Origin of the sequence: Paraburkholderia strydomiana, from assembly GCF_046030495.1 — a bacterium.
GTDB lineage: Bacteria > Pseudomonadota > Gammaproteobacteria > Burkholderiales > Burkholderiaceae > Paraburkholderia > Paraburkholderia strydomiana_A.
Genome location: NZ_JAQQCJ010000032.1, coordinates 1 through 21,969 on the forward strand (window position 1 = coordinate 1; position 21,969 = coordinate 21,969).

Below are 21,969 nucleotides of genomic sequence, written 5' to 3' on the forward strand. Positions count from 1 at the left end.
CAACGGACCATCGTTTTCCGTAAAGCGGCCATTAAAACTGACGGACGAGTTGTTTCCCTTAGGTGACTAAGGCCGCTCGTGGAGATGTGATGGAGCATAGTGGCTTGCCTGGTAAATACTCGTGTTTAAGCAGTCAGGCGGTGATTGTTGTTTATCTTTAAGCTCTCAGCACTACTCTCCTGCGGTGCGTTTTCCTTTGATGAGACGCGCGACGCGCGTTACGCCAAGCCGCCACTCATAGGGATTCGTATAATCGAACTCGCGCACCCTGCGACACAGATAAGGCCAGAAACCGGCGCGCACTCGCGCTTCGTGAGCGCGTTCATCGCGCGAGAGCTTGCGGTTATCGTTCCAAGGGAAGCTGCGCACTTCACGCGATGCGCGTCGTGGCAAACCGAACACCATCGAATAAGCGTAACGCGGTTCATCCGAATGATTCGGACCGGCAAAATGCAGCGTGCGCCCAGCGTGAATAGTGCAGTCACCGAGTTCTAGCGGACAAATGACCGCGTCTTCTATACTGAAGCCCGTTGCGCACTCGAGTCCGTGCGTGGTCGGATCGCCGCCGATGGGTTCATGCGGCAGTACCGGCCCGAGATGCGAGCCGGGGATGAACTGCATGCAGCCGTTGGCGAGCGAGACCGGTTGCAAGGGGAACCATACGTTCACTTCGCGATGCTCGATGCGCGGATCGGTGAACGCTTCATCCTGATGCCAGGGTGTGACGGCATCGGTGTGGGCCGGCTTCTGAAAGAAGCTGTCGCTGACGAAGCGCGCCTCGGGCCCGAGCAGTTGCATGGCGACGCGCTGCATGCGACTGCATAACTCGCTCTCCAACAAGCTGTGCTCGAAATGCGATGGATGACTCAATTGCAGGAGTTTTGGCTTGTCCTGACCTTCACCCTCGGGATAGAAGTCAAATAGCATGCCTTGATCGAATCCCGTCTTTTCGCACAGAAGACGGTCACCGACTGCACGCAGGCTTTTCACTTCCGAATACTTGGCGACTTTCTCCAGACAGATAAATCCATCTTTAAAAAAGCTTTCGCATTGTGCCTCGGATAGCGTCGTCGTCTTCACTTTCGCCGCCGCCTAAAGAAAGAATTGCGATTGCGTTTATAAAATGTATCTCCCCCATTGGAGCAGGACGCAGATTAGCGTTCTGTACGACCGCGCACAAAGCGCCCCCATGGCCCCCTCGAGCCGGCATATCTAGCATGATGGCGAGGAGTCGCTTCGCATGACGCTCCTGCCGCGATATAGACCTCGCGTCGATGGCCGACCGACCTGACGCAGCCCGTCAATCTCGCTCCGGTTGCATGGCTGCCTGCTTTGATACTTCAGCCGCCAGGGCCATACAGCACTGCATTGAGCGCCGCACTCGTCGACTTGACGACATCGACGCCAACCGGATGTTGTTCTGCCGTATAGCTGTCGAGCAATGCAGGATCCGCCAGGCCCTTCACGACATATGCCAGTTTCCGCGCGAGATTGTGCGCGTCCTGCAAGCCCCCGTGTTCATGCCTTGGCCGCCCACGGGAGGATGAATGTGCGCGGCGTCGCCGGCAATGAACGCCCGGCCACGCCCATACGCAGATGCAATACGATGGCTCACCCGATAAACCGATGACCATCGCATCGACGATAGCTGCGTGCCTTCTGGCAAAGACGGCAACAGCAGGCTGTAGATCGTTTCGGGGTCCGCTGTTCCAGTGCTTGCGAGCGAGGAGGCATGTTCATCGGGCACGATCATCGAGAGCCGGTAGCGCTTCGCGGAGGAGCGAACGGGCACAGCTACGAGGCTCGCTTTCGCCCGCGCCGGATCAGTCCATTCAAATCGATACAGGGGGCCGCGCGGATACGACCACCACGTCCACATCTGCAAGTGCAAAGGTCTGCGGATATTGATCGCCTTCGAAGCTTAGGCCCAACGCCGAGCGAACCTTGCTGTGCGCGCCGTCGCATCCGACCAGCCATCTGCAACGCACGGTGAGCGCCTCTCCCTGCGCCCCCGTCATACGCGCCTCGACAGCCTCGCCGTTGTCGGTGAAGCTGTCCAGCGTACAGCCGTAATTCACTCGCCCCCCATGCTCTGCGAACGCCGCTTCGAAGAGCCGCTCCGTCTCGTACTGCGCGAGTGAAAGCGAGCCATAGGGCAGGCCGTCTTCCGGTATTCGCATCGAACGCTCGGGCACCATTGCCCCGTCGACCCACGTTTCAACTCCGGTGAGCCATGTACCGGCCTCGATTGCACGATCAGCGATTCCGAGGTCGTCGAAAATCTCGAGCGTGCGAGCCGTTATGCCGAGTGCTTTACTGAAAAATTCCCTGTTTGGCATCCGGTTGACCACCTTTACCGCGACTCCGTCGCGCTGCAGTTCGGTGCCCAGCAGCAGACCCACCGGGCCCGCGCCAATAACAAGCAGGTCCACGTCTTCCATAGCTTGCTCTTACAGGGAATCGCGCTGTCGGCGAGACGGACGCGCACGGGCAGAGATCTGCGAGTTCGCTCAACAGGATACTGACGCTTGACGCCGGGCATATTAGCTATGCCTGGAAGATAGCACCGCGGATTGTCGGCGATTCAAGTGATGATGGCGAATGACTCTTGTTGGCCGGTTGCATTCGTTGATTGAGCGCGACTGGCGGGCCAGCGGCTCGACCTACGCCTCTCGCTTGCTTCGCCCATACAGCAGGAGCATCGCCGCGATCACCACGCCGTAGATGATCTGACGCCCCGCCTCCGGCATCTGGGCGACCGAGAGGATCGATTGCAGCAGTGTGATGAGGATCGCGCCGGCCACCGTGCCCAGGTATGAACCCCGTCCACCCAGAATCGACGTGCCGCCGAGCACGACCGCCGCGATCGCCGGCAACAGGTAAGCATCGCCCATTGACTGTGCGGCCTTCGACGCATAGCCCGCGAGCAGCACGCCGCCGAACGCGGCGAACGCGCTGCACACGGCGAAGGCGGTCACCGTGACGAGCCGCGTATCGATGCCAGAAAGATACGCCGCGCGCTCGGTGTTGCCGATCGCGTAAAGCGTGCGGCCGAAGGTCGTGCGCGACAGCAGGAACATCGTGGCGCCGCCGATCACCACCCACAGCGCGACGGCATTCGGCACGCCCGGTACGAGCCAGCCCGCCGCGAGCCAGCGCATCACCTCCGGCGCAGAATCCTGCGGCGACGATCCGCCCGTATAGACAATCATGATGCCCTGCGCGACCGCATTGGTCGCGAGCGTCGCGATCATCGATGGAATGCGCAGCAGTGCGACGAGGATGCCGTTGACGATGCCGATCAGCACGCCGCAACCGATCCCGACCGGAATCGCGAGGACGCGCCCGAGATCGCCGTGCCCCGCGACCGCGCACGCCATCATCGCGCCGACGGTGATCGTCCACGGCAGCGACAGGTCGATGTGGCCGAGCAGGATCACCATCATCAGGCCGGTCGCAATGATGCCGAGGAATGCGCCGACCTTCAGTTGCAGCAGGATGTATTCCGGCGACGTGAAGTTGCGCGAAAACATCCCGCCGACGAGCAGCAGCGCGACGATACACGCGAATGCGATCACGATCGGTTTGTCGATTCTGCGGGTGAGCCTCGACACGAACGTGGTCCGGCCGGTCGCGGAAGCGTGGCTCATTGAAACCACTCCAGACGGTTGCGCACCCTGAACAATCCGCACGCGCCGATCGCGACAGCAAGCAGAAGAATCATGCCCTGAAATAGCGGCTGCCACAGCGCATCGACGTTGAACACGAACAGCAGATCGCCGATGCAACGGAACGCGAATGCGCCGAAGATCGCGCCGATCGCGCTGCCCTTGCCGCCGAGCAGCGACACGCCGCCGATCACTACCGCGGCGATCGAAAACAGCGTGTATGAGTTCGCGCTGCCGAGGCTCGCTTCGCCGGTGTCCGTGAAGAACGTCAGAAACAGGCCGCCGACTGCCGCGAGCAGGCCGGCCAGCGTATAGCTCGCGAACTTCGCGCGGCGGATCGGCATGCCGGACAGGAAAGCCGCGGGTTCGGACGACCCGGTCGCGTATGCCGCTCGCCCGATCGCCGAGCGTTTGAAAGGAATCCAGACGATCACGATCGCGGCGAGCAGAATCACCAGGCTCGCTGGCAGAACGCCGGCGATCTTGCCCGTCAGTGCGTCGGCGAGGTCCTCGTTGATCGATCCTCCGGGCACAGGGCGCAGCAGCAGCGCCAATCCGTAGTAGACGGCGCCCGTCGCAATCGTCGTCACGATCGGCTGCAGCCGGCCGAAAATGATGATCACGCCGTTCAGCGCGCCGCACAGCGCGCCCGCCCCGAGCACGCCGGCGATGCCGAGCGCGCTGTGCAGCGAGTCGCCCGTGACGAGCCACGACCCGATGCAATTCGTCAGCACCAGCATCATGCCGATCGACAGGTCGATGCCGGCGGTCAGCACGACGAGCGCCTGCCCCATCGAGACGAGCGCGAGTAGTACCGCTTTGTTCGCTGCCGTCTGAAATACGTTGGCCGACAACGCAGACGGATAGTTGACGAGATAGATCGCGAACATCAGCACGAACAGGCCGAACGCGAACACCGCTCCGCGATTCTCCGCATACCAGTAGCGCAGCCCGCTCATAGCGCCACTCCCGTGGAAGGCACAATCTGTCCGACGGGCAGGTCGAGAGCACTGGCAATCAGGTTCTGCTCGGTGATCGCCGAGCCGGCGAGTTCCTTCTTGATCCTGCCTTCGTACAGTACGAGCACGCGGTCGCAGCAGCCGATCAGCTCGTCATAGTCGGTCGAATAGAAGACGATCGCGGCGCCTTCGTCGGCAAGGCGCCTGAGCAGCTGGTAGAGCTCCTGCTTGGTGCCGACGTCGATACCGCGCGTCGGGTCGCTGAGCAGCAGGATCCTCGGCTGCCGCATCAGCCACTTCGCGATGACGACCTTCTGCTGGTTGCCGCCCGACAGCGAGCTCACGGGCGCGTCGACGCTGAACGACTTGATCGCAAGCAGCTCCATCATCTGCTCGACGAGCGACTGCTGGCGGTCGCGATCGATTATGCCCGCGGTGGACATGCGATCGAGTGCGGCAAACGACAGGTTCTCGCGTACCGACATCGGCAGCATCAAGCCTTCGGTCTTGCGGTCTTCCGGTATCAGCGCCATACCGATTTCGTTGGCGCGCGCGGCCGTCGGGCTCCCGATCGACACGGCTTTGCCGTTGATCTCGATCTTGCCAGCGCAGCCGCGCAACACGCCAAACAGCGCGAGCAGCAGTTCGCGCTGGCCTTGTCCGTCGAGGCCGCCCAGTCCGAGGATTTCACCGGCCTGCACCGAAAAGCTGATGCCCCGCAGCGTGTCGCTCCATGCGAGATCATGACAGGCGAGAACCGGCGCGGTGCTGCGGGCGTCCGCGGGCTGGTCCGCCGTTTTGGCCGCGGGCTTGGCAGGAAACGCATGCTGGTACTTCCGGCCGATCATCATTTCGACAACCTCATTGTCGGAGCGCGTGCCGGCTTCGAAGCTCATCACATGACGACCGTTCCGGTAGACTGTGCATTCGTCCGCGAGCGCCTTCACCTCGTGCATGCGGTGCGAGATGAACAGCAGCGCGAGCCCCTCTTCGCGCAGGCGCTTGAGCACCTCGATCACGCGCGCGACGTCGGCCGCAGTCAGCGCCGAGGTGGCTTCGTCGAGGATCAGAATGCGCGGCGCGTGTGCCAACCCCTTCGCCAGCTCGACCATCTGCTGGCGCGACAGCGGCAGGTCCCGGACTTTCGCAAGCGGATTGATGTCGGCAGCGCCCGCTCGCGCGAGCGCCTCCTCGGCCTGGCGGCGTTGGGCCCGCCGGTCGATCATCCCGAAACGTCGCGGCGGGTTCGCAGCGTAGATGTTATCCGCCACGCTCAAGTCGGGGATCAGCGACAGTTCCTGATACACGCAGACGATGCCGGCCGCGTTCGCCTCAGCGGGCGAGGCGAACGAGACCTCCCGGCCGTCGAGGTGCATCGTGCCCTCGTCCGGCTGCACGACGCCGGACATCACCTTCAGCAACGTGGACTTGCCCGCGCCGTTCTCGCCGAGGATCGCGTGAATGCGGCCTCTGCGCACCGTGAGCTCGGCCTGATCCAGTGCGACGGCACCGCCGTAGCTTTTCGACACGCCAGACATCTGAAAGAACGGCTGCTCTGCATCCTGCAGCATGCTTCGTCTCCGGTCACAGCGCGGGCCATCATCCGGTCACTGGTTGCCCTGGTTCTGCTTCATGATTTCCTGCGCAGAGAAATTGATGCCGCATGTCGGAAACGAGTTGCCGACGAAAAAGTTGTCGGAGTCGTTCGGAAAATAGTTGACGCCCGACTTGAGCATCGAATCGTCGGTGACGTCGAGCGGCAGCTTGATCGCCACGGGAACCGTCTGGCCATCCAGTGCAGCGAGTGCCGTCTTGATCGCCACAGCCACCTGCGCTGGCCCGGTGCCCGCCGACGTGCACTTCAGGCCTTGGCTCCCATACTGCGCGCAGAACTTGCGAAAGCCGTTCTCCGTCTCGCCGCCGAAAGGCACGAACGGGTGTTTCGCATCGATCATCGCGCGCACGACGCCCGTGTCGCCGCCTTGCGCCGATATGCCATCGAAATGACCCTGCACGGCAATCGCGTCGGCGGCGACCTTTTGCGCGACCCCGTCGTCCCACTTGCCGTAGACCTGGACGACGTTCCACTTCTTGCCGGTGTCGTCCAACGTTTTCGTGAAACCATTGTGCCGGTCCGTATCAACCGACGTGCCCGCCACCCCGCGAACTTCGAGCACCTTGCCTCCGTTCGGCAGGTGGCCTGCGAGCCATTTGGCCCACAGCGCGCCGAGCCCATACTGGTCGACGTTGACGTTGATCGCGTCTGCGCTGTCGAGCGTGTTGTCGAAAGCGACCAGCACCACACCGGCGTTCTTCGCGCGGCGGATCGCGGGACCGAATGAGGAGGGATTCTGCGCGTTCACGATGACGGCGTCATAGCCGGCATCGATGAAGTTGTTGACGGCCGAGATCTGCGCCGGAACGTCCTCGCCGGTCGAGACGACCTTGAATTCCTTGAGCTTGGCGGCAACGGCCGGTTGCGCGGTGTAGGCCTTGGCCGTCCTGATCATCTGGATACGCCAGGTGTTCGCGATATAGCCGTTCACGAGTGCGATTCGGTAGGGCCCGTTCTTCTTCGGATACTTGATGAACTTCGTGTCGCTCTTCCAGGGGACCATGCAGGTGGGATCGCTGGACGGCCCTGAAACGATCGAAGCCTGCGCGAAAGCCCCGCTTGCGCAGAGCGCCAATGCGGCGCTCGCCGCCGCTCGAAGCACGTGGATTCCTGAAAGCATGTTGCCTCCTTTTTGTTCGACTGGACGTACCGATTGCCTGCGCACATGGCTGGTCGTGGGCTGCCGGCACGGTGTGCGTGAAGCACGGAACCTTGCGGAGTTGCTATAGCGGGACTGGATCGGATTTGCAGAAGGAGCTTTTCAACGGCGCCTCCTCGAAGCGAAAAGAAGGGCACGCGCATACGCGTTCCCGTCTGACAGTACTGGCATACCCATCCACGCGCGATAGTGGTTTACCAGTGAGTCCAACGCACCGGGCGACCGGGCTGAAACGCTTGGTGGATAAGGACGGGGCTGCCGTGAACGGAGGCGGCGCTGCACGGGGACGGGGTGCCATTTTGACGAGGTTCAGCGGTCGCCCGGTGGCTTCGACCATTTCGAGAGCCGCGGAGGGGCGATCTTTCGCACACGTCAACTGACCCAGCGGCCCACGCGGCCGCGGCCGACCGGGCCCGGCTATCGACCCAAAGACCGCAATGGCCGACTTGCTCACGTTCGATCATCTGGCGGGCTTCGGAGCGAACCGGCCGTTGGAATGACGCCTTCGCATATTGCGTCAACGGCAGCTAATGGCCGGCCGGGGCCGCACGAGATATCTCGCTAGCACGCATTCGCAGGGCGGGTACACCATCGAAAGGCGCCCGCGGAAGTCCGGCTCGCACTCTTCACAGACCACCAGACACGCCACGAATCTCGCGAAAATCGACTTTCTAATAAATATCTTACATTTTCCCGGAACCGATGATCGCCTCGAGCTGGATACCGGCACACGGGCTGGCCACGATGACCTTTTTACCCGTCGCGTGTTTGAACACTCCGCGCAGCACGCACCACAGCTTGAACAGGTCGCCATGTCGATCGTACTTCGGAGTAATGCGCCTCCTGGCTACCCATCGCGCCTGCCAGTAAAGGCTTTCTGCGATTTCGAGTGAGCGTAAATAACCGTCAATCAAGCTACATCAAAACAATATCGTACTGCTCCTGACTCAAATTCGACTCCACCTGCAACGACACCGGCTTGCCAATGAAATCAATCAGCATCGCCAGATGCTGCGACTCTTCTTCAAGAAACAGATCAATCACCTGCTGCGACGCCACGACACGAAACTCGCGTGGATTAAACTGCCGCGACTCGCGCAGAATTTCGCGCAACACGTCATAGCAAACCGTCCGCGGCGTCTTGACTTGACCCTTGCCCTGACAAACCGGGCACGGCTCGCACAGCACATGCGCCAACGACTCGCGCGTACGCTTTCTCGTCATCTCCACCAGCCCGAGCTGTGAGAAGCCGTTCACCGTCACACGCGTCCGATCGCGCGACAACGCCTTCTTCAACTCGCCGAGCACCTGGTCGCGATGCTCGACGTTTTCCATATCGATGAAATCGATGATGATCACGCCGCCCAGATTGCGCAGCCGCAATTGCCGCGCGATCGTGTGCGCGGCTTCGAGATTGGTCTTGAAGATCGTGTCGTCGAAGTTGCGCGCGCCGACGTAACCGCCGGTGTTCACGTCGATGGTGGTCATCGCTTCGGTCTGGTCGATCACGAGATAGCCGCCCGACTTCAGATCCACGCGGCGCGACAACGCGCGCTGAATTTCGGCTTCGATGTTGTACAGATCGAAGAGCGGCCGCTCGCCGGTGTAGTGATGCAGTTTCGACGACACCGCCGGCGTGAACTCCGCAGCGAAATCGGCGAGCATCTGATGCGTCTCGCGCGAGTCGACCTGAATGCGCGAGGTTTCATCGTTGACGAAATCGCGCAGCACGCGTTGCGCGAGATTCAGATCCTGGTACAGCAGGCTGGTCGGCGGCATGCGCTGACCTTGCGAAATGATCGTCGCCCAGGTCTTGCGCAGATACGCGACGTCGCCGGCCAATTCTTCGCTCGTCGCATCTTCGGCAATCGTGCGCACGATGTAGCCGCCTTTCTCGTCGGCGGGCAGCACGGCGGTCAGACGCGCGCGCACCGCTTCGCGCTCGGCCTCGCTCTCGATCTTCTGCGAGATGCCGATATGCGGCTCCTGCGGCAGATACACGAGCGTGCGCCCGGCAATGCTCACTTGCGTGGAGAGCCGCGCGCCTTTGGTGCCGATCGGGTCCTTCACGACCTGCACCATCAGCGTCTGGCCTTCGAAGACGATCTTTTCGATCGGCTGATGCGGCGCCTGATGTTGCGGCTCGCCGGCGATGCGCGGATGCCAGATATCGGCTACGTGCAGAAACGCGGCGCGTTCCAGACCGATGTCGATGAAGGCGGATTGCATGCCCGGCAACACGCGGACGACCTTGCCGAGATAGACATTGCCGACGCGTCCGCGCGACAGCGTTCGTTCGACGTGAAGTTCCTGGACGGCGCCTTGCTGGACGAGCGCGACTCGCGTTTCCTGCGGCGTGACATTGATCAGGATTTCTTCATTCATGGTGTTATTTTAGAAGTCGATGCGCGCTGCACGCAGGAGGGCAGCGGTTTCAAAAAGCGGCAAACCCATGATACCTGAATAGGACCCGTCGATATGTTCGATAAACTCCGCGGCGCGTCCCTGCACGCCATAGGCGCCGGCTTTGCCGAGCGGCTCGCCGCTCGCCGCATAACGACGGATCGCGTCTGCGTGCACTGCAGCAAAGCGCACCTTCGACACCGATAGCGCGGCGGGCAGCAACGCGCCTTCGGCGTCGATCACGGCCACGGCGGTCAGCACTTCATGAGCGCGGCCCGCGAGTCGCGTGAGCATCGCAACGGCATCGTCGGCATCGACGGGCTTGCCGAGAATCGCATCGTCGATCGTGACCGTGGTATCCGCCACGAGGATCGGCCGCGCCGCATGGCCGCCGGCCACCAGCCGCTCACGCGCGGCGTGCGCTTTGGCGATGCATACGCGCTGCACGTAGTCGTGCGCGGATTCGCCGGGCAATTCGGCTTCGAGTGCTTCGGCATCTTCATCGGGACGCGGCAGCAGCAGTTCGAAACGCACGCCGAGCTGTTGCAGCAACTCCTGGCGGCGTGGGCTTTGCGATGCGAGGTAGACGAACGGATGCAGCGAGGCGGCGGGCGTGGGCATGAACGGTCTCGATGAAGCGGATTGCTGGGAATGTGTGAGCAACGGGAGATGATCGCGCGACGGGCGGGCAGGGCGGGCGTCGATCGGCTGCGTCGAGCCGTGCATCGACTCGTTGCATCGATCACGCGTTCTGGCGCACGGGTCGACGCAGCCGATCGACCAGGCACGTCGACCGACGCGGATAGCCAGACGACAACGAAGGCCTGCAACGAAGACCGACAACGCGCCCGGCAATCAGCCCCGAACCGCAAGGCGCCAAAACCGCGCGCCCGCTCAGCCGCCGCGTCCGCTCACACGCGGTGATAGGGGTGATTTTGCGTGATGGTCCACGCGCGGTAAAGCTGTTCGGCGAGCAGCACGCGCACCATCGCATGCGGCAAGGTCAGGCTCGACACGCGCAATAGCATGTCGGCGCGCGCCTTCAGATCGGGATCGAGCCCGTCGGCGCCGCCGATCAGAAACGCCACGTCGCGGCCGTCCTGCTGCCAGGTCGGCAGGGCATTGGCCAGCTGCATCGTGGTCCAGTCCTTGCCGCGTTCGTCGAGCGCGACGACGCGCGCGTTCTTCGGCAACGCGGCTTCGATCTTCTGCCGCTCGGCGGCCATCACGCTTTCCGCCGACCGTCCGGACGAACGCTGCTCGGGCTTGATCTCGCGCAGTTCGATGCGCAGCTCGGGCGGCATGCGCTTCGCGTATTCGTCGAAGCCGGTGGCGATCCAGTCGGGCATCTTGTGGCCGACGGCGAGGATGTGCAGTTTCATCAGCGAGGCAATGAACGAAGGAGTCGCGAACTGAGGTCTACAAGTTGCCAGCCTGCAAAGCCGGCTTACTTGCGACGAGCAGCGGTCTTGCGCGCGGGCTTCTTCACGGCCGGCGCGTCTTCGTCTTCTTCGTCCTCGTCGTCGGGCTCGCTCGAACGCGCGCCGCCGAACGGATCGGGCGTGGACAGCTTGATGCGCACCGGCTTGTCACCCCAGATTTCCTCGAGGTTGTAGTACTGGCGCAGCGCCGGCTGCAGGATGTGGACGATCGCGTCGCCGCAATCCACCAGCACCCATTCGCCGATGTCCTCGCCCTCGGTGCTGATGATGTCGCCGCCGGCTTCCTTCACGCTTTCGCGCACGCTCGACGCGAGCGCCTTGGTTTGCCGGTTCGAGGTGCCGCTCGCGACGATCACACGATCGAACAGCGCGGTCAGGTGGCTGGTGTTGAACACCTTGATGTCTTGCGCCTTGACGTCTTCGAGAGCGTCGACGATCACGCGTTGTAGTTTGCGAATATCCATGGGGTTACCGGTGGTACAGATGATGTTGAAGAATATAGTCCCACACCGCGGTGGGGACATGGCTCGCGGCCTCGCCTTGCTGTTCGCCGCCCGCGAGGGCGAGCCGCTGGCTCACCTGTTCGCGCAGATGCGCGCGAATGTCGGTGGCCGAGACGTTGAACGCAAGCGTCGTATCGATCAGCAAGTGGCCGCAAGGCGTGGCTTGCAGAACGTCGGCGCGGGCACGGCGCGCGTCGATTTCCTGAGCGACCGCCGGTGGAATCGACGCGAGGTCGAAACCGGGCCGGGTGGCCGCGCAAATATGCGCGAACTCGAACAGGCGCCGCCAGTCGCGCCATGTGTCGAGATGCACGAGTTGATCCGCGCCGATCAGCAGCGCAATCGATGCGTCCTCACCTTCGCGTTCACGCCAGCGTTGCAGCGTGTCGATCGTATAGGTCGGGCCGTCGTGATCGATTTCGTCGGTCGCGACGCGCACCGTCACGCCCGGCAGCGCCAGCGTGCCGGCCGCCGCGCGCGTCATCGCGAGCCGGTGCACGGCCGGCGATACGTCCGCTTTCTGCCATGGCTGGCCGGCCGGCAGCAGCACCAGCTCGGTCAGTTGCAGCACCTCGGCGAAACGCCGCGCGAGAGCGAGATGGCCGTCGTGGATCGGATCGAAAGTGCCGCCTAGCAGGCCGATCCGGCGAGGCAGGGCAACAGGATGAGCGTTCGGCTTCAGGTGAAGGTCCTTTGTCGTGGCCGCGTGGAAGGCATGGTGCGCGCAATGCGCGTCACACCCACTCGCGCGGCACGAGAAAATCGCTGTAAAGACGCGCTTCCGGCGTGCCCGGTTCGGGATGCCAGTTGTAGCGCCAGTTCACCACAGGCGGCATCGACATCAGGATCGATTCCGTGCGTCCGCCGCTCTGCAGTCCAAACAGTGTGCCACGGTCGAAGACCAGATTGAACTCGACGTAGCGGCCGCGCCGGTACGCCTGGAATTCGCGCTCGGCTTCGCCGTACGGAATGTTGCGGCGCTTTTCGATGATGGGCAGGTACGCTTTGAGGAACGCATCGCCGACGCTCCTCACCATCGCGAACGATTGATCGAAGCCCGGCGCCGAGAAATCGTCGAAGAAAATCCCGCCGATGCCGCGCGCTTCGTTGCGATGCTTCAGGAAGAAATACTCGTCGCACCAGCGCTTGAAACTCGGGTAGAGGTCCGCGCCATAAGGCTGCAGCGCATCGCGGCAGGTGCGATGGAAATGCTGGGCGTCTTCCTCGTAGCCATAGTACGGCGTCAGGTCCATGCCGCCGCCGAACCAGAACACCGGCTCTTCGCCGGCCTTGGTTGCGATCAGCAGGCGCACGTTCATGTGCACGGTCGGGCAGTGCGGATTGTGCGGGTGCAGCACGAGCGACACGCCCATCGCTTCGAAGCCGCGCCCGGCCAGTTGCGGACGCGCCGCGCTGGCCGAACCCGGCAACGCGTCGCCCGCGACGTCCGAGAAACCGATGCCGGCCCGTTCGAAGAATTTGCCGCCTTCGAGAATCCGCGTATAGCCGCCACCGCGCAGCTTTTCGCCCGGACCACGCTGCCATGCGTCGGTCGCGAACGGCGTGCCGTCCAACTCGCCGAGCGTGTCTGCGATATGCGTTTGCAGGCCTTGCAGCCAGTTGCGCACGGCCTGTATGTCGTAGCTCGAATCAGTCATGAATGCGGATGCTGGGGGCGGCACGCTCGTCGTACCGCGGGTTCTTCGGGAAAGGCGACGGCCGGGCCTGTGTCAGGCACAAACCTGCGAAGGCGCGGCGTACGGTGTTTCGCGTCGGGCTTTCGCCTCACCCGGCCCACCGGCGGCGGCGGGTGCGGAAAACCCGCTGGGTCGCGCCCGCAGTGTAGCGCCGTTGGCGCCGCCCGCGGGCGAGCGGGGTGGTGGCTTACTGCTTGCCCTCGGTCCGGGTGTCCTGCTTGCGGTTCAGCGCACGGTAGCCGATGTCGCGGCGATACTGCATGCCGTCGAACGAGATCTGGTTGATCGTGTCGTATGCGACCGACTGCGCGGTGCGCACCGAATCCGCCAGGCCGACCACGCACAGCACCCGGCCGCCCGAGGTGGTCAGCTTGCCGTCGGCGAGCGTGGTGCCGGCGTGGAAGGTGACCGAATCCGCGGTTTCAGCGGGGATGTCGTTGATGCGGTCGCCCTTGCGCGGCGTGTCCGGATAGTTGTGCGCGGCGATCACCACGCCCAGCGCGGTGCGGCGGTCCCACTCCAGCTCGACCGTATCCAGCGTGCCGGCGATCGCCTGCTCGACCACCTTCGAATAGTCGCCCTTCAGACGCGCCATGATCGGCTGCGTTTCGGGGTCGCCCATGCGGCAGTTGAATTCGAGCGTCTTCGGGTTGCCTTGCGCGTCGATCATGAGACCGGCGTACAGGAAACCGGTGTAGCGGATGCCTTCCTTCTCCATGCCGCGCACCGTCGGCAGGATGATTTCGCGCATCACGCGCGCATGCAGTTGCGGCGTGACGATCGGCGCGGGCGAGTACGCGCCCATGCCGCCGGTGTTCGGACCCTGGTCGGCGTCGAGCAGACGCTTGTGGTCCTGGCTCGACGCGAGCGGCAGCACGTGCTTGCCGTCGACCATCACGATGAAGCTCGCTTCCTCGCCGGCGAGAAATTCCTCGATCACGACGCGCGCGCCGGCATCGCCGAGCTTGTTGTCCGACAGCATCATGTCGACCGCGGCATGCGCTTCTTCCAGCGTCTGCGCGACCACCACGCCCTTGCCGGCGGCAAGTCCGTCGGCCTTGATGACGATCGGTGCGCCCTTGGCGTCCAGATACGCATGCGCGGCGGCGACGTCGGCGAAGGTCTCGTATTCGGCGGTCGGGATCGCGTGGCGCTTCATGAACGCCTTCGCGAAGTCCTTCGAGCTTTCGAGCTGCGCGGCCTCTTTGGTCGGCCCGAAAATCTTCAGGCCGCGCGAGCGGAACAGGTTGACGATGCCGGCCGCGAGCGGCGCTTCCGGCCCGACCAGCGTGAAGGCGACCTGCTCCCGTTCGACGAAATCGGCGAGCGCGGCCGGCTCGGTGATGTCGATGTTGCGCAGACGCTCGTCCTGCGCAGTGCCGCCGTTGCCCGGCGCGACGTAGACGAGCTGAACCCGCGGCGATTGCGCGAGCTTCCATGCGAGTGCATGTTCGCGACCGCCGGAACCGACGACGAGTAACTTCATGTGAATCCCCGAGACTTAAAAACCATAAACGGCTGAAGCGGGAAGCTCAGCCGTGCAATAAATAGCGAGATTCGCGCCGGGTCGGCCTGCGCCGGCCAGGAAGCCGGCGGACCGAATCCGGGACGAACCCGAGTGACGATGACCAGGCGGGCGCGCAACGCTGCACCCGTGTTCAAAACGCCCGTTCAGCGGCAAACAGCAGCAATAAGCGGCAACGCGAGGGGCAGCCGGCAGCGCGGCGCGGAGTTCGGGTTCGACCCACGTGAACCCGCGCGCCGCGCGCTGCCGGAGCACGCTCATTCGTCGGCGATCGCGGCGTTTGTATAGACTTCCTGCACGTCGTCCAGATTTTCCAGTGCGTCGAGCAGCTTCTGCATTTTCACGGCGTCGTCGCCGGTGAACTCGACTTCCGTCTGAGGCTTCATCGTGACCTCGGCCAATTCGGCCTTGAAGCCCGCGGCTTCGAGCGCGGTCTTCACCTTCGGGAAATCGTTCGGCGGGCACAGCACTTCGATACTGCCGTCTTCGTTCGTGACGACGTCGTCGGCGCCGGCTTCGAGCGCGGCTTCCATCAGCTTGTCTTCCGGCGTGCCGGGCGCGAACAGGAACTGGCCGACGTGATCGAACATGAACGACACCGAGCCGTCCGTGCCCATGTTGCCGCCGTTCTTCGAAAACGCGTGACGCACTTCCGCGACCGTGCGAGTGCGGTTGTCGGTCATCGTGTCGACGATCACCGCCGCGCCGCCGATGCCGTAGCCTTCGTAGCGGATTTCTTCGTAGCTCGCGCCGTCCACACCGCCCACGCCGCGCTGGATCGCGCGGTTGACGTTGTCTTTCGGCATGTTGGCGTCGTACGCCTTTTCGACGGCGAGCCGCAGACGCGGGTTCGAGTCGATGTCGCCGCCGCCCATGCGCGCCGCGACCTGAATTTCCTTGATGAGCCGCGTCCAGACCTTGCCGCGCTTGGCATCGGCCGCTGCTTTCTTATGCTTGATGTTGGCCCATTTCGAATGACCCGCCATACCTTTCTCCGTCGCGCGCGCCAGCGGGGCGCACGCATAGTGCAATTGTCGTTGCGATGTCGGGCGCTTGCGTGGCGCGCGCCTCGATGTCAAAGCGTCTGGTGTGAGACCGCCCGGCGGCTGCCTGTTCGGACTCGCCGCCTGTAGCCGACCGTTCCCAGCTAGCCGCCTGTGTCGAACCGTCTTCAGCCGGCTCCTGCACCTGGCCTCGCGGACCAGAGGCGGCTGCGCGGATGAAGCGGGGCGGCGGGCGGGCGGCAAACCCGGCACCAGCCTGGTGAGTGCCGCGTCAAGGCGCGATGCGCGAAGCGGCGGTGCAGACGGGCGGTGCAGACGGTGACGCAGGTTGAACCGTTCTTTGAGCGGATTCGAATTTTATCACGCCGCAAGGGGGCGGCAGAGGGTGACGTGGCCGGAAAGTAGCTGGAAAGCCGTTGAAAACGACGTGGAAAGTGCAGGATCGCGGGCCGCCGGCGGCCTTTCCCACCTGCCGCCAGCGCTTTTTCAGCCCACGATCAACTCACCCTCAATTCTTCGTGCCGAACAGCCGGTCGCCGGCGTCGCCCAGACCCGGCACGATGTACGCGTGCTCGTTCAGGTGCGAATCGAGCGAGGCGACGTACAGCTTGACGTCCGGATGCGCGTCCTGGAACACCTGTACGCCCTCGGGCGCGGCCACCAGCGCGAGAAACATGATGTTCCCGGCGGCCACGTTGCGGCGCTTGAGCACGTCGACTGCGTGCACGGCGGAGTAGCCGGTCGCGACCATCGGATCGCACAGGATGAACACGCGGTCCTCCAGGTCCGGCAGGCGCACCAGATATTCGACCGGGCGGTGATCGTCGGCGCGGTACACGCCGATGTGGCCCACCCGCGCCGACGGCACCAGCTCCAGCAGGCCGTCCGACATGCCGATGCCCGCACGCAGCACCGGCACGATCGCGAGCTTCTTGCCGGCGATCACCGGCGCGTCGATCTCGACGAGCGGCGTGGTGATGCGGCGCGTGGTCATCGGCAGGTTGCGGGTGATCTCGTAGCCCATCAGCAGCGTGATCTCGCGCAGCAGCTCGCGGAACGTGCGCGTCGAGGTGTCCCGGTCGCGCATATGGGACAGCTTGTGCTGGATCAGCGGGTGATCGAGGATGAAAAGATTGGGGAAGCGGCTGTCCTGGGTCATGGCGGGGGCGCAAGCGGCGCAAGAGAGATCAATCGGGATCGATCGGAGATCGGTTCGGCGTGCCGCCCGCGCCGCCAGGCGGCTGGCCGGCGGACGCGCCACGGCGCAAGTTTACCGAAAGAGTGCCGCCCGAAGATACCGGAGATTGCGATCGGCGGGCGCGGCGCCCGGCACAGTCGGGCACCGATTCTTCTAGAATCGGGGGGAACTTTGCAACGCCGGGCGCGCCGATGCGCCGGCACAACGTCACGAGGACGCATCCATGGACATGGGAATCGCAGGACGCACCGCGCTGGTTTGCGCGGCCAGCAAGGGTTTGGGACGCGGTTGCGCGCAAGCGCTCGCCGCCGAGGGCGTCAATCTGACGATCGTCGCACGCACCGCCGAGACGCTGGAGGCGACCGCGGAAGAGATCCGCAGGCAGAGCGGCGTCGAAGTGAAAACGGTGGCGTGCGACATCACCACGCCCGCAGGCCGGGCTGCCGCGCTCGCTGCCTGTCCGCAGCCCGACATCCTCGTCAACAACGCGGGCGGCCCGCCGCCGGGCGACTTCCGCAATTTCACGCACGAGGACTGGATTCGCGCGCTGGAGAGCAACATGCTCACGCCGATCGAGCTGATCCGCGCAACCATCGACTCGATGAGCGCGCGCGGCTACGGGCGCATCGTCAACATCACGAGTTCGGCGGTGAAGGCGCCGATCGACGTGCTGGGCCTGTCGAACGGCGCGCGCTCGGGGCTCACCGGTTTCGTCGCGGGACTCGCGCGCAAGGTGGCGCCGACCGGCGTGACGATCAACAACCTGCTGCCGGGCCTGTTCGACACCGACCGCATCGCGGTCACGTTCGAGGCGCAGGCCAAGGCGCAAAACATTTCCATCGACGACGCGCGTAAGCAGCGCATGAAGACGATCCCCGCCGGCCGCTTCGGCAACCGCGACGAATTCGGCCGCGCGTGCGCGTTCCTGTGCAGCGTGCATGCCGGGTACATCACCGGGCAGAACTGGCTGATCGACGGCGGCGCGTATCCGGGCACGTTCTGAACGTGCGGCAATGCCGGCGCCGTGACTCCGGCATTGCCGCCCAGCATCATTACAACAACGACAATCACAACAACGGTTTCAGGAGTCTTATGTCATGACCACCCGCATTGCGCTGATCGCGCACGATCACAAGAAGGACGACATCGTCAAACTGGCCGGCGAATACGTCGACACGCTGCGGCGCTGCGACATCATCGCGACCGGCACGACCGGCGGGCGCATTGCCGACGCGCATGGCCTGACGGTCGAGCGGATGCTGTCGGGCCCGCATGGCGGCGACCTGCAGATCGGCGCGCAACTCGCAGAAGGACGCGTCGACATGGTGATCTTCCTGCGCGACCCGATGACGCCGCAGCCGCACGAACCAGACATCAACGCGCTGGTGCGCGCGTGCGACGTGCATAACATTCCGTGCGCGACCAACATCTCGACGGCGCGCATGGTGCTCGACGTGCTGACCATGCGCCTCACGCAGCAAGTCTGACGGCGCACGCACGCGCGCGGTGATCTGAACGAGACACGAACAACGCTCGAATAACTAACACCTGCCTCAAGGAGACGTGATGGTCAAAGCAATCCGATTCGATAAAACCGGCGGCCCGGAGGTGATGAAATGGGTCGACGTCGAAGTGGGCGAGCCTGGCGCCGGCGAGATTCGCATCAGGCAGACGGCGGTCGGGCTGAACTATATCGACGTGTATTTCCGCACCGGCCGGTATCCGCTGCCGTTGCCGGGGGGCCTCGGCATGGAGGCCGCCGGTGAGGTCAGCGCGGTCGGGCCGGGCGTGACGGAACTGAAAACGGGCGACCGCGTCGCCTACGTGGCGCGCCCGCCCGGCGCGTATACACAGGAGCGCGTGCTGCCGGCCTCGCAGGTCGTCAAGGTGCCCGACGCGCTGAGCGACGAGCAGGCCGCCTCGGCGATGCTGCAGGGCCTGACCGCGCAATATCTGCTGCGCCGCACGTATCCCGTGAAGGCCGGCGACACGATCCTCATTCAGGCCGCGGCGGGTGGCGTGGGTCTGCTCGCGTGCCAGTGGGCCAAGGCGCTCGGCGCGACGGTGATCGGCACGGTCGGCTCCGATGAAAAAGCGGAGATCGCGAAAGCGCATGGCTGCGATCACGCGATCGTCTACACGCGCGAGAATTTCACGAAGCGCGTGCGCGAGATCACTAACGGCGCGGGCGTGCCGGTGGTGTACGACTCGATCGGCAAGGACACGTTTACGGGCTCGCTCGACTGCCTCGCGCCGCTCGGCATGTTCGTGAGTTTCGGCAATGCGTCGGGGCCGCTGCCGCCGCTCGATTCGTCGGAATTCGCCGGACGCGGCTCGCTGTTCTTCACGCGCCCGACGCTCTTCACCTATATCGCGAAGCGCGCCGATTACGAGGCGATGTCGGCGGAACTGTTCGACGTGCTCGCGTCGGGCAAGGTCAAGACGAGCATCAACCAGCGTTACGCGCTGGCGGACGTCGGGCAGGCTCACGCGGATCTCGAAGGACGCCGCACCACGGGCTCGACGGTGCTGCTGCCGTAAGCGCCGGATAGCAGGGCGCGGCCGCCTCGACACGGCCCAGCACGTCCCAACCCGCAAGGCCGCTCCATCGCAGGATGGAGCGGCCTTGTCCGTTTACACGATTTTTATACGTGCACCTTCACCTTTGACCCGTCCTTTACGCGCCAAGGCATACCGTTGCACCTATCCAAAGTCCGTGAGTGGAGAACAAAAATGGATGTGTTGTATGTCGGGGGGCTGGTGCTGTTTGCCGCGCTGACCTTTGCATTGATCGGTGGCTGCGAGAAGTTGATGCAGTTCCGTCGCGGCCAGGGAGCGCGGTCATGAACTGGATCCTCTGGTTGTCCGGCGCGGCCACCGCGCTGCTGTTTGTTTATCTGGTCTATGCGCTGTTGCGCGCGGAGGACATTGAATGAACTCGAACAATGTCCTGCAGGCGGGCCTGTTCATCGTCGTGCTGCTGGCCGCCGCGGTGCCGATGGCCCGCTATCTCGGCGCGGTGATGGACGGCAGCTCGCGCGTGGTCCGTTGGGGCGGTCCGCTCGAACGTTTGCTGTATCGCATCGCGGGCGTCGATCCGTCGGCGGAGATGAGCTGGAAGCACTACGCGATCGCCACGATCGCGTTCAACGTGCTCGGCGTGGCCTGCCTTTACGTGCTGTTGCGCGTGCAAGGCTGGCTGCCGGGCAACCCGCAGCAGTTCGGCGCGATGTCGGTCGACAGCGCGTTCAACACGGCGGTCAGTTTCGTGACCAATACGAACTGGCAGGATTATTCGCCTGAACAGACCGTCGGCTATCTGACGCAGATGCTCGGCCTGACCGTGCAGAACTTCTTCTCCGCGGCGACCGGCATCGTGGTCGTGATTGCGCTGATCCGCGGCTTCGCGCGTCATACCGCGCAAACCATCGGCAACTTCTGGGTCGACGTCACGCGTGTGACGCTGTACGTGTTGCTGCCGATGTCGATGATCGTCGCCGCGCTGATGATGAGCCAGGGCGTGATCCAGAACTTCAAGGCCTATCAGGACGTGCCGACGCTGCAAACCACCACCTATGCCGCGCCGAAACTCGACGCGCAAGGCAATCCGGTGAAGGACGCGAAGGGCAATCCGGTCACGGTCGATACGCCGGTGAAGACGCAGACCATCGCGATGGGCCCGGTGGCGTCGCAGGAAGCGATCAAGATGCTCGGCACCAACGGTGGCGGCTTCTTCAACGGCAACTCGGCGCATCCGTTCGAAAACCCGACGCCGTTCTCGAACTTCCTGCAGATACTCTCGATCCTGATCATCCCTGCCGCCTTGGCGCTGGTGTTCGGCCGCGTGATCGGTGACCGCAAGCAGGGCGTGGCCGTGCTTGCGGCGATGACGATCGGCTTCGGCGTCTGCGTGTTCGGCGAGATCGGCGCGGAGCAGGGCGGCAATCCGGCGCTCACCGCGCTGCATATCGATCAGTCGGCGAATGCGTTGCAGTCGGGCGGCAATGCGGAAGGCAAGGAAACGCGCTTCGGCATCGCGCAGTCGGGCATCTTCACGGTGGCGACCACGGCGGCGTCGTGCGGCGCGGTCACGAATACGCACGACTCGCTGACGCCGATCGGCGGTCTCTATCCGATGCTGCTGATGCAGCTCGGCGAAGTGATCTTCGGCGGCGTGGGCTCCGGCATGTACGGGATGCTCGTGTTCGCGATGCTGGCCGTGTTCGTCGCGGGCCTGATGATCGGCCGCACGCCCGAATACGTCGGCAAGAAGATCGAGGCGTACGAGATGAAGATGGTGTCGATCGTCGTGCTGCTCACGCCGCTGCTGGTGCTGGTGGGCACGTCGATCGCCGTGTTGAGCAGCGCGGGCACGGCCGGCATTTTCAACCCCGGCGCGCACGGCTTCTCCGAAATCCTCTACGCGTTCAGCTCGGCGGCGAACAACAACGGCAGCGCGTTCGCCGGCCTCTCCGTGAACACGCCGTTCTACAACTGGCTCACCGCGATCGCGATGTGGTTCGGCCGCTTCGGCACGATCATCCCGGTGCTCGCGATCGCCGGCTCGCTCGCCGCGAAGAAGCGCATCGGCGTGACCGGCGGCACGCTGCCGACGCACGGCCCGCTGTTCGTCGTGCTGCTGCTCGGCACGGTGCTGCTGGTCGGCGCGCTGACCTATGTGCCGGCGCTCGCGCTGGGTCCGGGCGTCGAGCATCTGATGATGATGGGCGCGCATTGAGGCGGCCCATCGACGTGACACGGGCGGCCAGCGATTGACCAGGCACACGTTACGCGAT

At 64.0% G+C, this 21,969-nt stretch carries 24 protein-coding genes; 6 read left to right on the plus strand and 18 right to left on the minus strand.

Annotation, left to right across the window (positions count from 1 at the left end; all coding sequences use genetic code 11):
• Positions 1-171: 171 nt before the first annotated feature.
• The 18 genes from PQQ53_RS30395 to upp form a co-directional block, all read right to left on the minus strand.
• Positions 172-1,080 carry a phytanoyl-CoA dioxygenase family protein gene (locus PQQ53_RS30395; protein WP_408153956.1) on the minus strand — a complete coding sequence of 303 codons (909 nt, stop codon included), beginning with the start codon at positions 1,078-1,080 and terminating at the stop codon, positions 172-174.
• A gap of 260 nt (positions 1,081-1,340) precedes the next feature.
• Positions 1,341-1,508, minus strand: coding sequence for an FAD-dependent monooxygenase (locus PQQ53_RS30400; RefSeq protein ID WP_408328329.1), 168 nt, complete (start codon positions 1,506-1,508; stop codon positions 1,341-1,343).
• Positions 1,463-1,879, minus strand: coding sequence for an FAD-dependent monooxygenase (locus PQQ53_RS30405; RefSeq protein WP_408328332.1), 417 nt, complete (start codon positions 1,877-1,879; stop codon positions 1,463-1,465). Before PQQ53_RS30405 ends, PQQ53_RS30400 begins: the two co-directional genes overlap by 46 nt.
• The gene (locus PQQ53_RS30410; protein WP_408328334.1) at positions 1,833-2,441 is read right to left on the minus strand and encodes an FAD-dependent monooxygenase; all 609 of its coding nucleotides are present in this window, start codon (positions 2,439-2,441) and stop codon (positions 1,833-1,835) included. Before PQQ53_RS30410 ends, PQQ53_RS30405 begins: the two co-directional genes overlap by 47 nt.
• 222 nt (positions 2,442-2,663) lie before the next feature.
• Positions 2,664-3,650, minus strand: coding sequence for an ABC transporter permease (locus PQQ53_RS30415; RefSeq protein ID WP_132380169.1), 987 nt, complete (start codon positions 3,648-3,650; stop codon positions 2,664-2,666).
• On the minus strand, positions 3,647-4,627 hold the full coding sequence (locus PQQ53_RS30420) for an ABC transporter permease (RefSeq protein ID WP_408148488.1): 981 nt from the start codon (positions 4,625-4,627) through the stop codon (positions 3,647-3,649). Before PQQ53_RS30420 ends, PQQ53_RS30415 begins: the two co-directional genes overlap by 4 nt.
• On the minus strand, positions 4,624-6,198 hold the full coding sequence (locus tag PQQ53_RS30425) for a sugar ABC transporter ATP-binding protein (protein ID WP_408328336.1): 1,575 nt from the start codon (positions 6,196-6,198) through the stop codon (positions 4,624-4,626). The genes PQQ53_RS30420 and PQQ53_RS30425 overlap by 4 nt, the downstream gene beginning before the upstream one ends.
• Before the next feature lie 36 nt (positions 6,199-6,234).
• Positions 6,235-7,362: a sugar ABC transporter substrate-binding protein gene (locus tag PQQ53_RS30430; protein ID WP_408328339.1), complete on the minus strand. Its 1,128-nt coding sequence runs from the start codon at positions 7,360-7,362 to the stop codon at positions 6,235-6,237.
• A gap of 722 nt (positions 7,363-8,084) precedes the next feature.
• Positions 8,085-8,315 (minus strand): hypothetical protein, encoded by a 231-nt coding sequence (locus tag PQQ53_RS30435; RefSeq protein ID WP_408148494.1) that lies wholly within the window; start codon positions 8,313-8,315, stop codon positions 8,085-8,087.
• Position 8,316: 1 nt separating this feature from the next.
• On the minus strand, positions 8,317-9,786 hold the full coding sequence (gene rng, locus PQQ53_RS30440; protein ID WP_168661161.1) for a ribonuclease G: 1,470 nt from the start codon (positions 9,784-9,786) through the stop codon (positions 8,317-8,319).
• Positions 9,787-9,795: 9 nt separating this feature from the next.
• A complete protein-coding gene (locus tag PQQ53_RS30445; RefSeq protein ID WP_408153964.1) occupies positions 9,796-10,425 on the minus strand; it encodes a Maf family protein in 630 nt (209 codons plus the stop codon).
• A 290-nt stretch (positions 10,426-10,715) separates the two neighbouring features.
• On the minus strand, positions 10,716-11,186 hold the full coding sequence (gene rlmH, locus PQQ53_RS30450; protein ID WP_408328342.1) for a 23S rRNA (pseudouridine(1915)-N(3))-methyltransferase RlmH: 471 nt from the start codon (positions 11,184-11,186) through the stop codon (positions 10,716-10,718).
• Between the two features lie 65 nt (positions 11,187-11,251).
• On the minus strand, positions 11,252-11,710 hold the full coding sequence (gene rsfS / locus PQQ53_RS30455; RefSeq protein ID WP_408148499.1) for a ribosome silencing factor: 459 nt from the start codon (positions 11,708-11,710) through the stop codon (positions 11,252-11,254).
• A 4-nt stretch (positions 11,711-11,714) separates the two neighbouring features.
• Entirely contained in the window at positions 11,715-12,431 is a 717-nt protein-coding gene (locus PQQ53_RS30460) for a nicotinate-nucleotide adenylyltransferase (protein ID WP_408154048.1), read from the minus strand.
• A gap of 52 nt (positions 12,432-12,483) precedes the next feature.
• Positions 12,484-13,407 (minus strand): oxygen-dependent coproporphyrinogen oxidase, encoded by a 924-nt coding sequence (gene hemF / locus PQQ53_RS30465; protein WP_408153966.1) that lies wholly within the window; start codon positions 13,405-13,407, stop codon positions 12,484-12,486.
• A 226-nt stretch (positions 13,408-13,633) separates the two neighbouring features.
• A complete protein-coding gene (gene purD / locus PQQ53_RS30470; protein WP_408148503.1) occupies positions 13,634-14,932 on the minus strand; it encodes a phosphoribosylamine--glycine ligase in 1,299 nt (432 codons plus the stop codon).
• Positions 14,933-15,228: 296 nt separating this feature from the next.
• Entirely contained in the window at positions 15,229-15,957 is a 729-nt protein-coding gene (locus PQQ53_RS30475) for a YebC/PmpR family DNA-binding transcriptional regulator (protein WP_121316992.1), read from the minus strand.
• Positions 15,958-16,483: 526 nt separating this feature from the next.
• Positions 16,484-17,134 carry a uracil phosphoribosyltransferase gene (gene upp, locus PQQ53_RS30480; protein WP_408148504.1) on the minus strand — a complete coding sequence of 217 codons (651 nt, stop codon included), beginning with the start codon at positions 17,132-17,134 and terminating at the stop codon, positions 16,484-16,486.
• Positions 17,135-17,396: 262 nt separating this feature from the next.
• Here upp and PQQ53_RS30485 point away from each other — a divergent pair, with 262 nt between their 5' ends.
• The 6 genes from PQQ53_RS30485 to kdpA all read left to right on the plus strand — a co-directional run bounded on the left by PQQ53_RS30485 (position 17,397) and on the right by kdpA (position 21,911).
• Positions 17,397-18,176, plus strand: a complete 780-nt coding sequence (locus tag PQQ53_RS30485; RefSeq protein WP_408148506.1) for an SDR family oxidoreductase — start codon at positions 17,397-17,399, stop codon at positions 18,174-18,176.
• Between the two features lie 94 nt (positions 18,177-18,270).
• The gene (locus tag PQQ53_RS30490) at positions 18,271-18,660 is read left to right on the plus strand and encodes a methylglyoxal synthase (protein WP_121316999.1); all 390 of its coding nucleotides are present in this window, start codon (positions 18,271-18,273) and stop codon (positions 18,658-18,660) included.
• A 79-nt stretch (positions 18,661-18,739) separates the two neighbouring features.
• Positions 18,740-19,714 carry a quinone oxidoreductase family protein gene (locus PQQ53_RS30495; protein ID WP_408328345.1) on the plus strand — a complete coding sequence of 325 codons (975 nt, stop codon included), beginning with the start codon at positions 18,740-18,742 and terminating at the stop codon, positions 19,712-19,714.
• A 192-nt stretch (positions 19,715-19,906) separates the two neighbouring features.
• Positions 19,907-20,020, plus strand: coding sequence for a hypothetical protein (locus tag PQQ53_RS30500; protein ID WP_042327528.1), 114 nt, complete (start codon positions 19,907-19,909; stop codon positions 20,018-20,020).
• On the plus strand, positions 20,017-20,109 hold the full coding sequence (gene kdpF, locus PQQ53_RS30505) for a K(+)-transporting ATPase subunit F (protein ID WP_011487462.1): 93 nt from the start codon (positions 20,017-20,019) through the stop codon (positions 20,107-20,109). The genes PQQ53_RS30500 and kdpF overlap by 4 nt, the downstream gene beginning before the upstream one ends.
• Positions 20,106-21,911: a potassium-transporting ATPase subunit KdpA gene (kdpA, locus tag PQQ53_RS30510; RefSeq protein ID WP_408153973.1), complete on the plus strand. Its 1,806-nt coding sequence runs from the start codon at positions 20,106-20,108 to the stop codon at positions 21,909-21,911. The genes kdpF and kdpA overlap by 4 nt, the downstream gene beginning before the upstream one ends.
• Positions 21,912-21,969: the final 58 nt, after the last annotated feature.

Bases quoted from the DNA above. Each gene is read 5' to 3' on its own strand.
- PQQ53_RS30405 (WP_408328332.1), bottom strand. From the start codon at position 1,879: ATGTGGACGTGGTGGTCGTATCCGCGCGGCCCCCTGTATCGATTTGAA.
- PQQ53_RS30410 (WP_408328334.1), bottom strand. From the start codon at position 2,441: ATGGAAGACGTGGACCTGCTTGTTATTGGCGCGGGCCCGGTGGGTCTG.
- PQQ53_RS30415 (WP_132380169.1), bottom strand. From the start codon at position 3,650: ATGAGCCACGCTTCCGCGACCGGCCGGACCACGTTCGTGTCGAGGCTC.
- PQQ53_RS30420 (WP_408148488.1), bottom strand. From the start codon at position 4,627: ATGAGCGGGCTGCGCTACTGGTATGCGGAGAATCGCGGAGCGGTGTTC.
- PQQ53_RS30425 (WP_408328336.1), bottom strand. From the start codon at position 6,198: ATGCTGCAGGATGCAGAGCAGCCGTTCTTTCAGATGTCTGGCGTGTCG.
- PQQ53_RS30430 (WP_408328339.1), bottom strand. From the start codon at position 7,362: ATGCTTTCAGGAATCCACGTGCTTCGAGCGGCGGCGAGCGCCGCATTG.
- rng (WP_168661161.1), bottom strand. From the start codon at position 9,786: ATGAATGAAGAAATCCTGATCAATGTCACGCCGCAGGAAACGCGAGTC.
- PQQ53_RS30445 (WP_408153964.1), bottom strand. From the start codon at position 10,425: ATGCCCACGCCCGCCGCCTCGCTGCATCCGTTCGTCTACCTCGCATCG.
- rlmH (WP_408328342.1), bottom strand. From the start codon at position 11,186: ATGAAACTGCACATCCTCGCCGTCGGCCACAAGATGCCCGACTGGATC.
- rsfS (WP_408148499.1), bottom strand. From the start codon at position 11,710: ATGGATATTCGCAAACTACAACGCGTGATCGTCGACGCTCTCGAAGAC.
- hemF (WP_408153966.1), bottom strand. From the start codon at position 13,407: ATGACTGATTCGAGCTACGACATACAGGCCGTGCGCAACTGGCTGCAA.
- purD (WP_408148503.1), bottom strand. From the start codon at position 14,932: ATGAAGTTACTCGTCGTCGGTTCCGGCGGTCGCGAACATGCACTCGCA.
- PQQ53_RS30475 (WP_121316992.1), bottom strand. From the start codon at position 15,957: ATGGCGGGTCATTCGAAATGGGCCAACATCAAGCATAAGAAAGCAGCG.
- upp (WP_408148504.1), bottom strand. From the start codon at position 17,134: ATGACCCAGGACAGCCGCTTCCCCAATCTTTTCATCCTCGATCACCCG.
- PQQ53_RS30485 (WP_408148506.1), top strand. From the start codon at position 17,397: ATGGACATGGGAATCGCAGGACGCACCGCGCTGGTTTGCGCGGCCAGC.
- PQQ53_RS30490 (WP_121316999.1), top strand. From the start codon at position 18,271: ATGACCACCCGCATTGCGCTGATCGCGCACGATCACAAGAAGGACGAC.
- PQQ53_RS30495 (WP_408328345.1), top strand. From the start codon at position 18,740: ATGGTCAAAGCAATCCGATTCGATAAAACCGGCGGCCCGGAGGTGATG.
- PQQ53_RS30500 (WP_042327528.1), top strand. From the start codon at position 19,907: ATGGATGTGTTGTATGTCGGGGGGCTGGTGCTGTTTGCCGCGCTGACC.
- kdpF (WP_011487462.1), top strand. From the start codon at position 20,017: ATGAACTGGATCCTCTGGTTGTCCGGCGCGGCCACCGCGCTGCTGTTT.
- kdpA (WP_408153973.1), top strand. From the start codon at position 20,106: ATGAACTCGAACAATGTCCTGCAGGCGGGCCTGTTCATCGTCGTGCTG.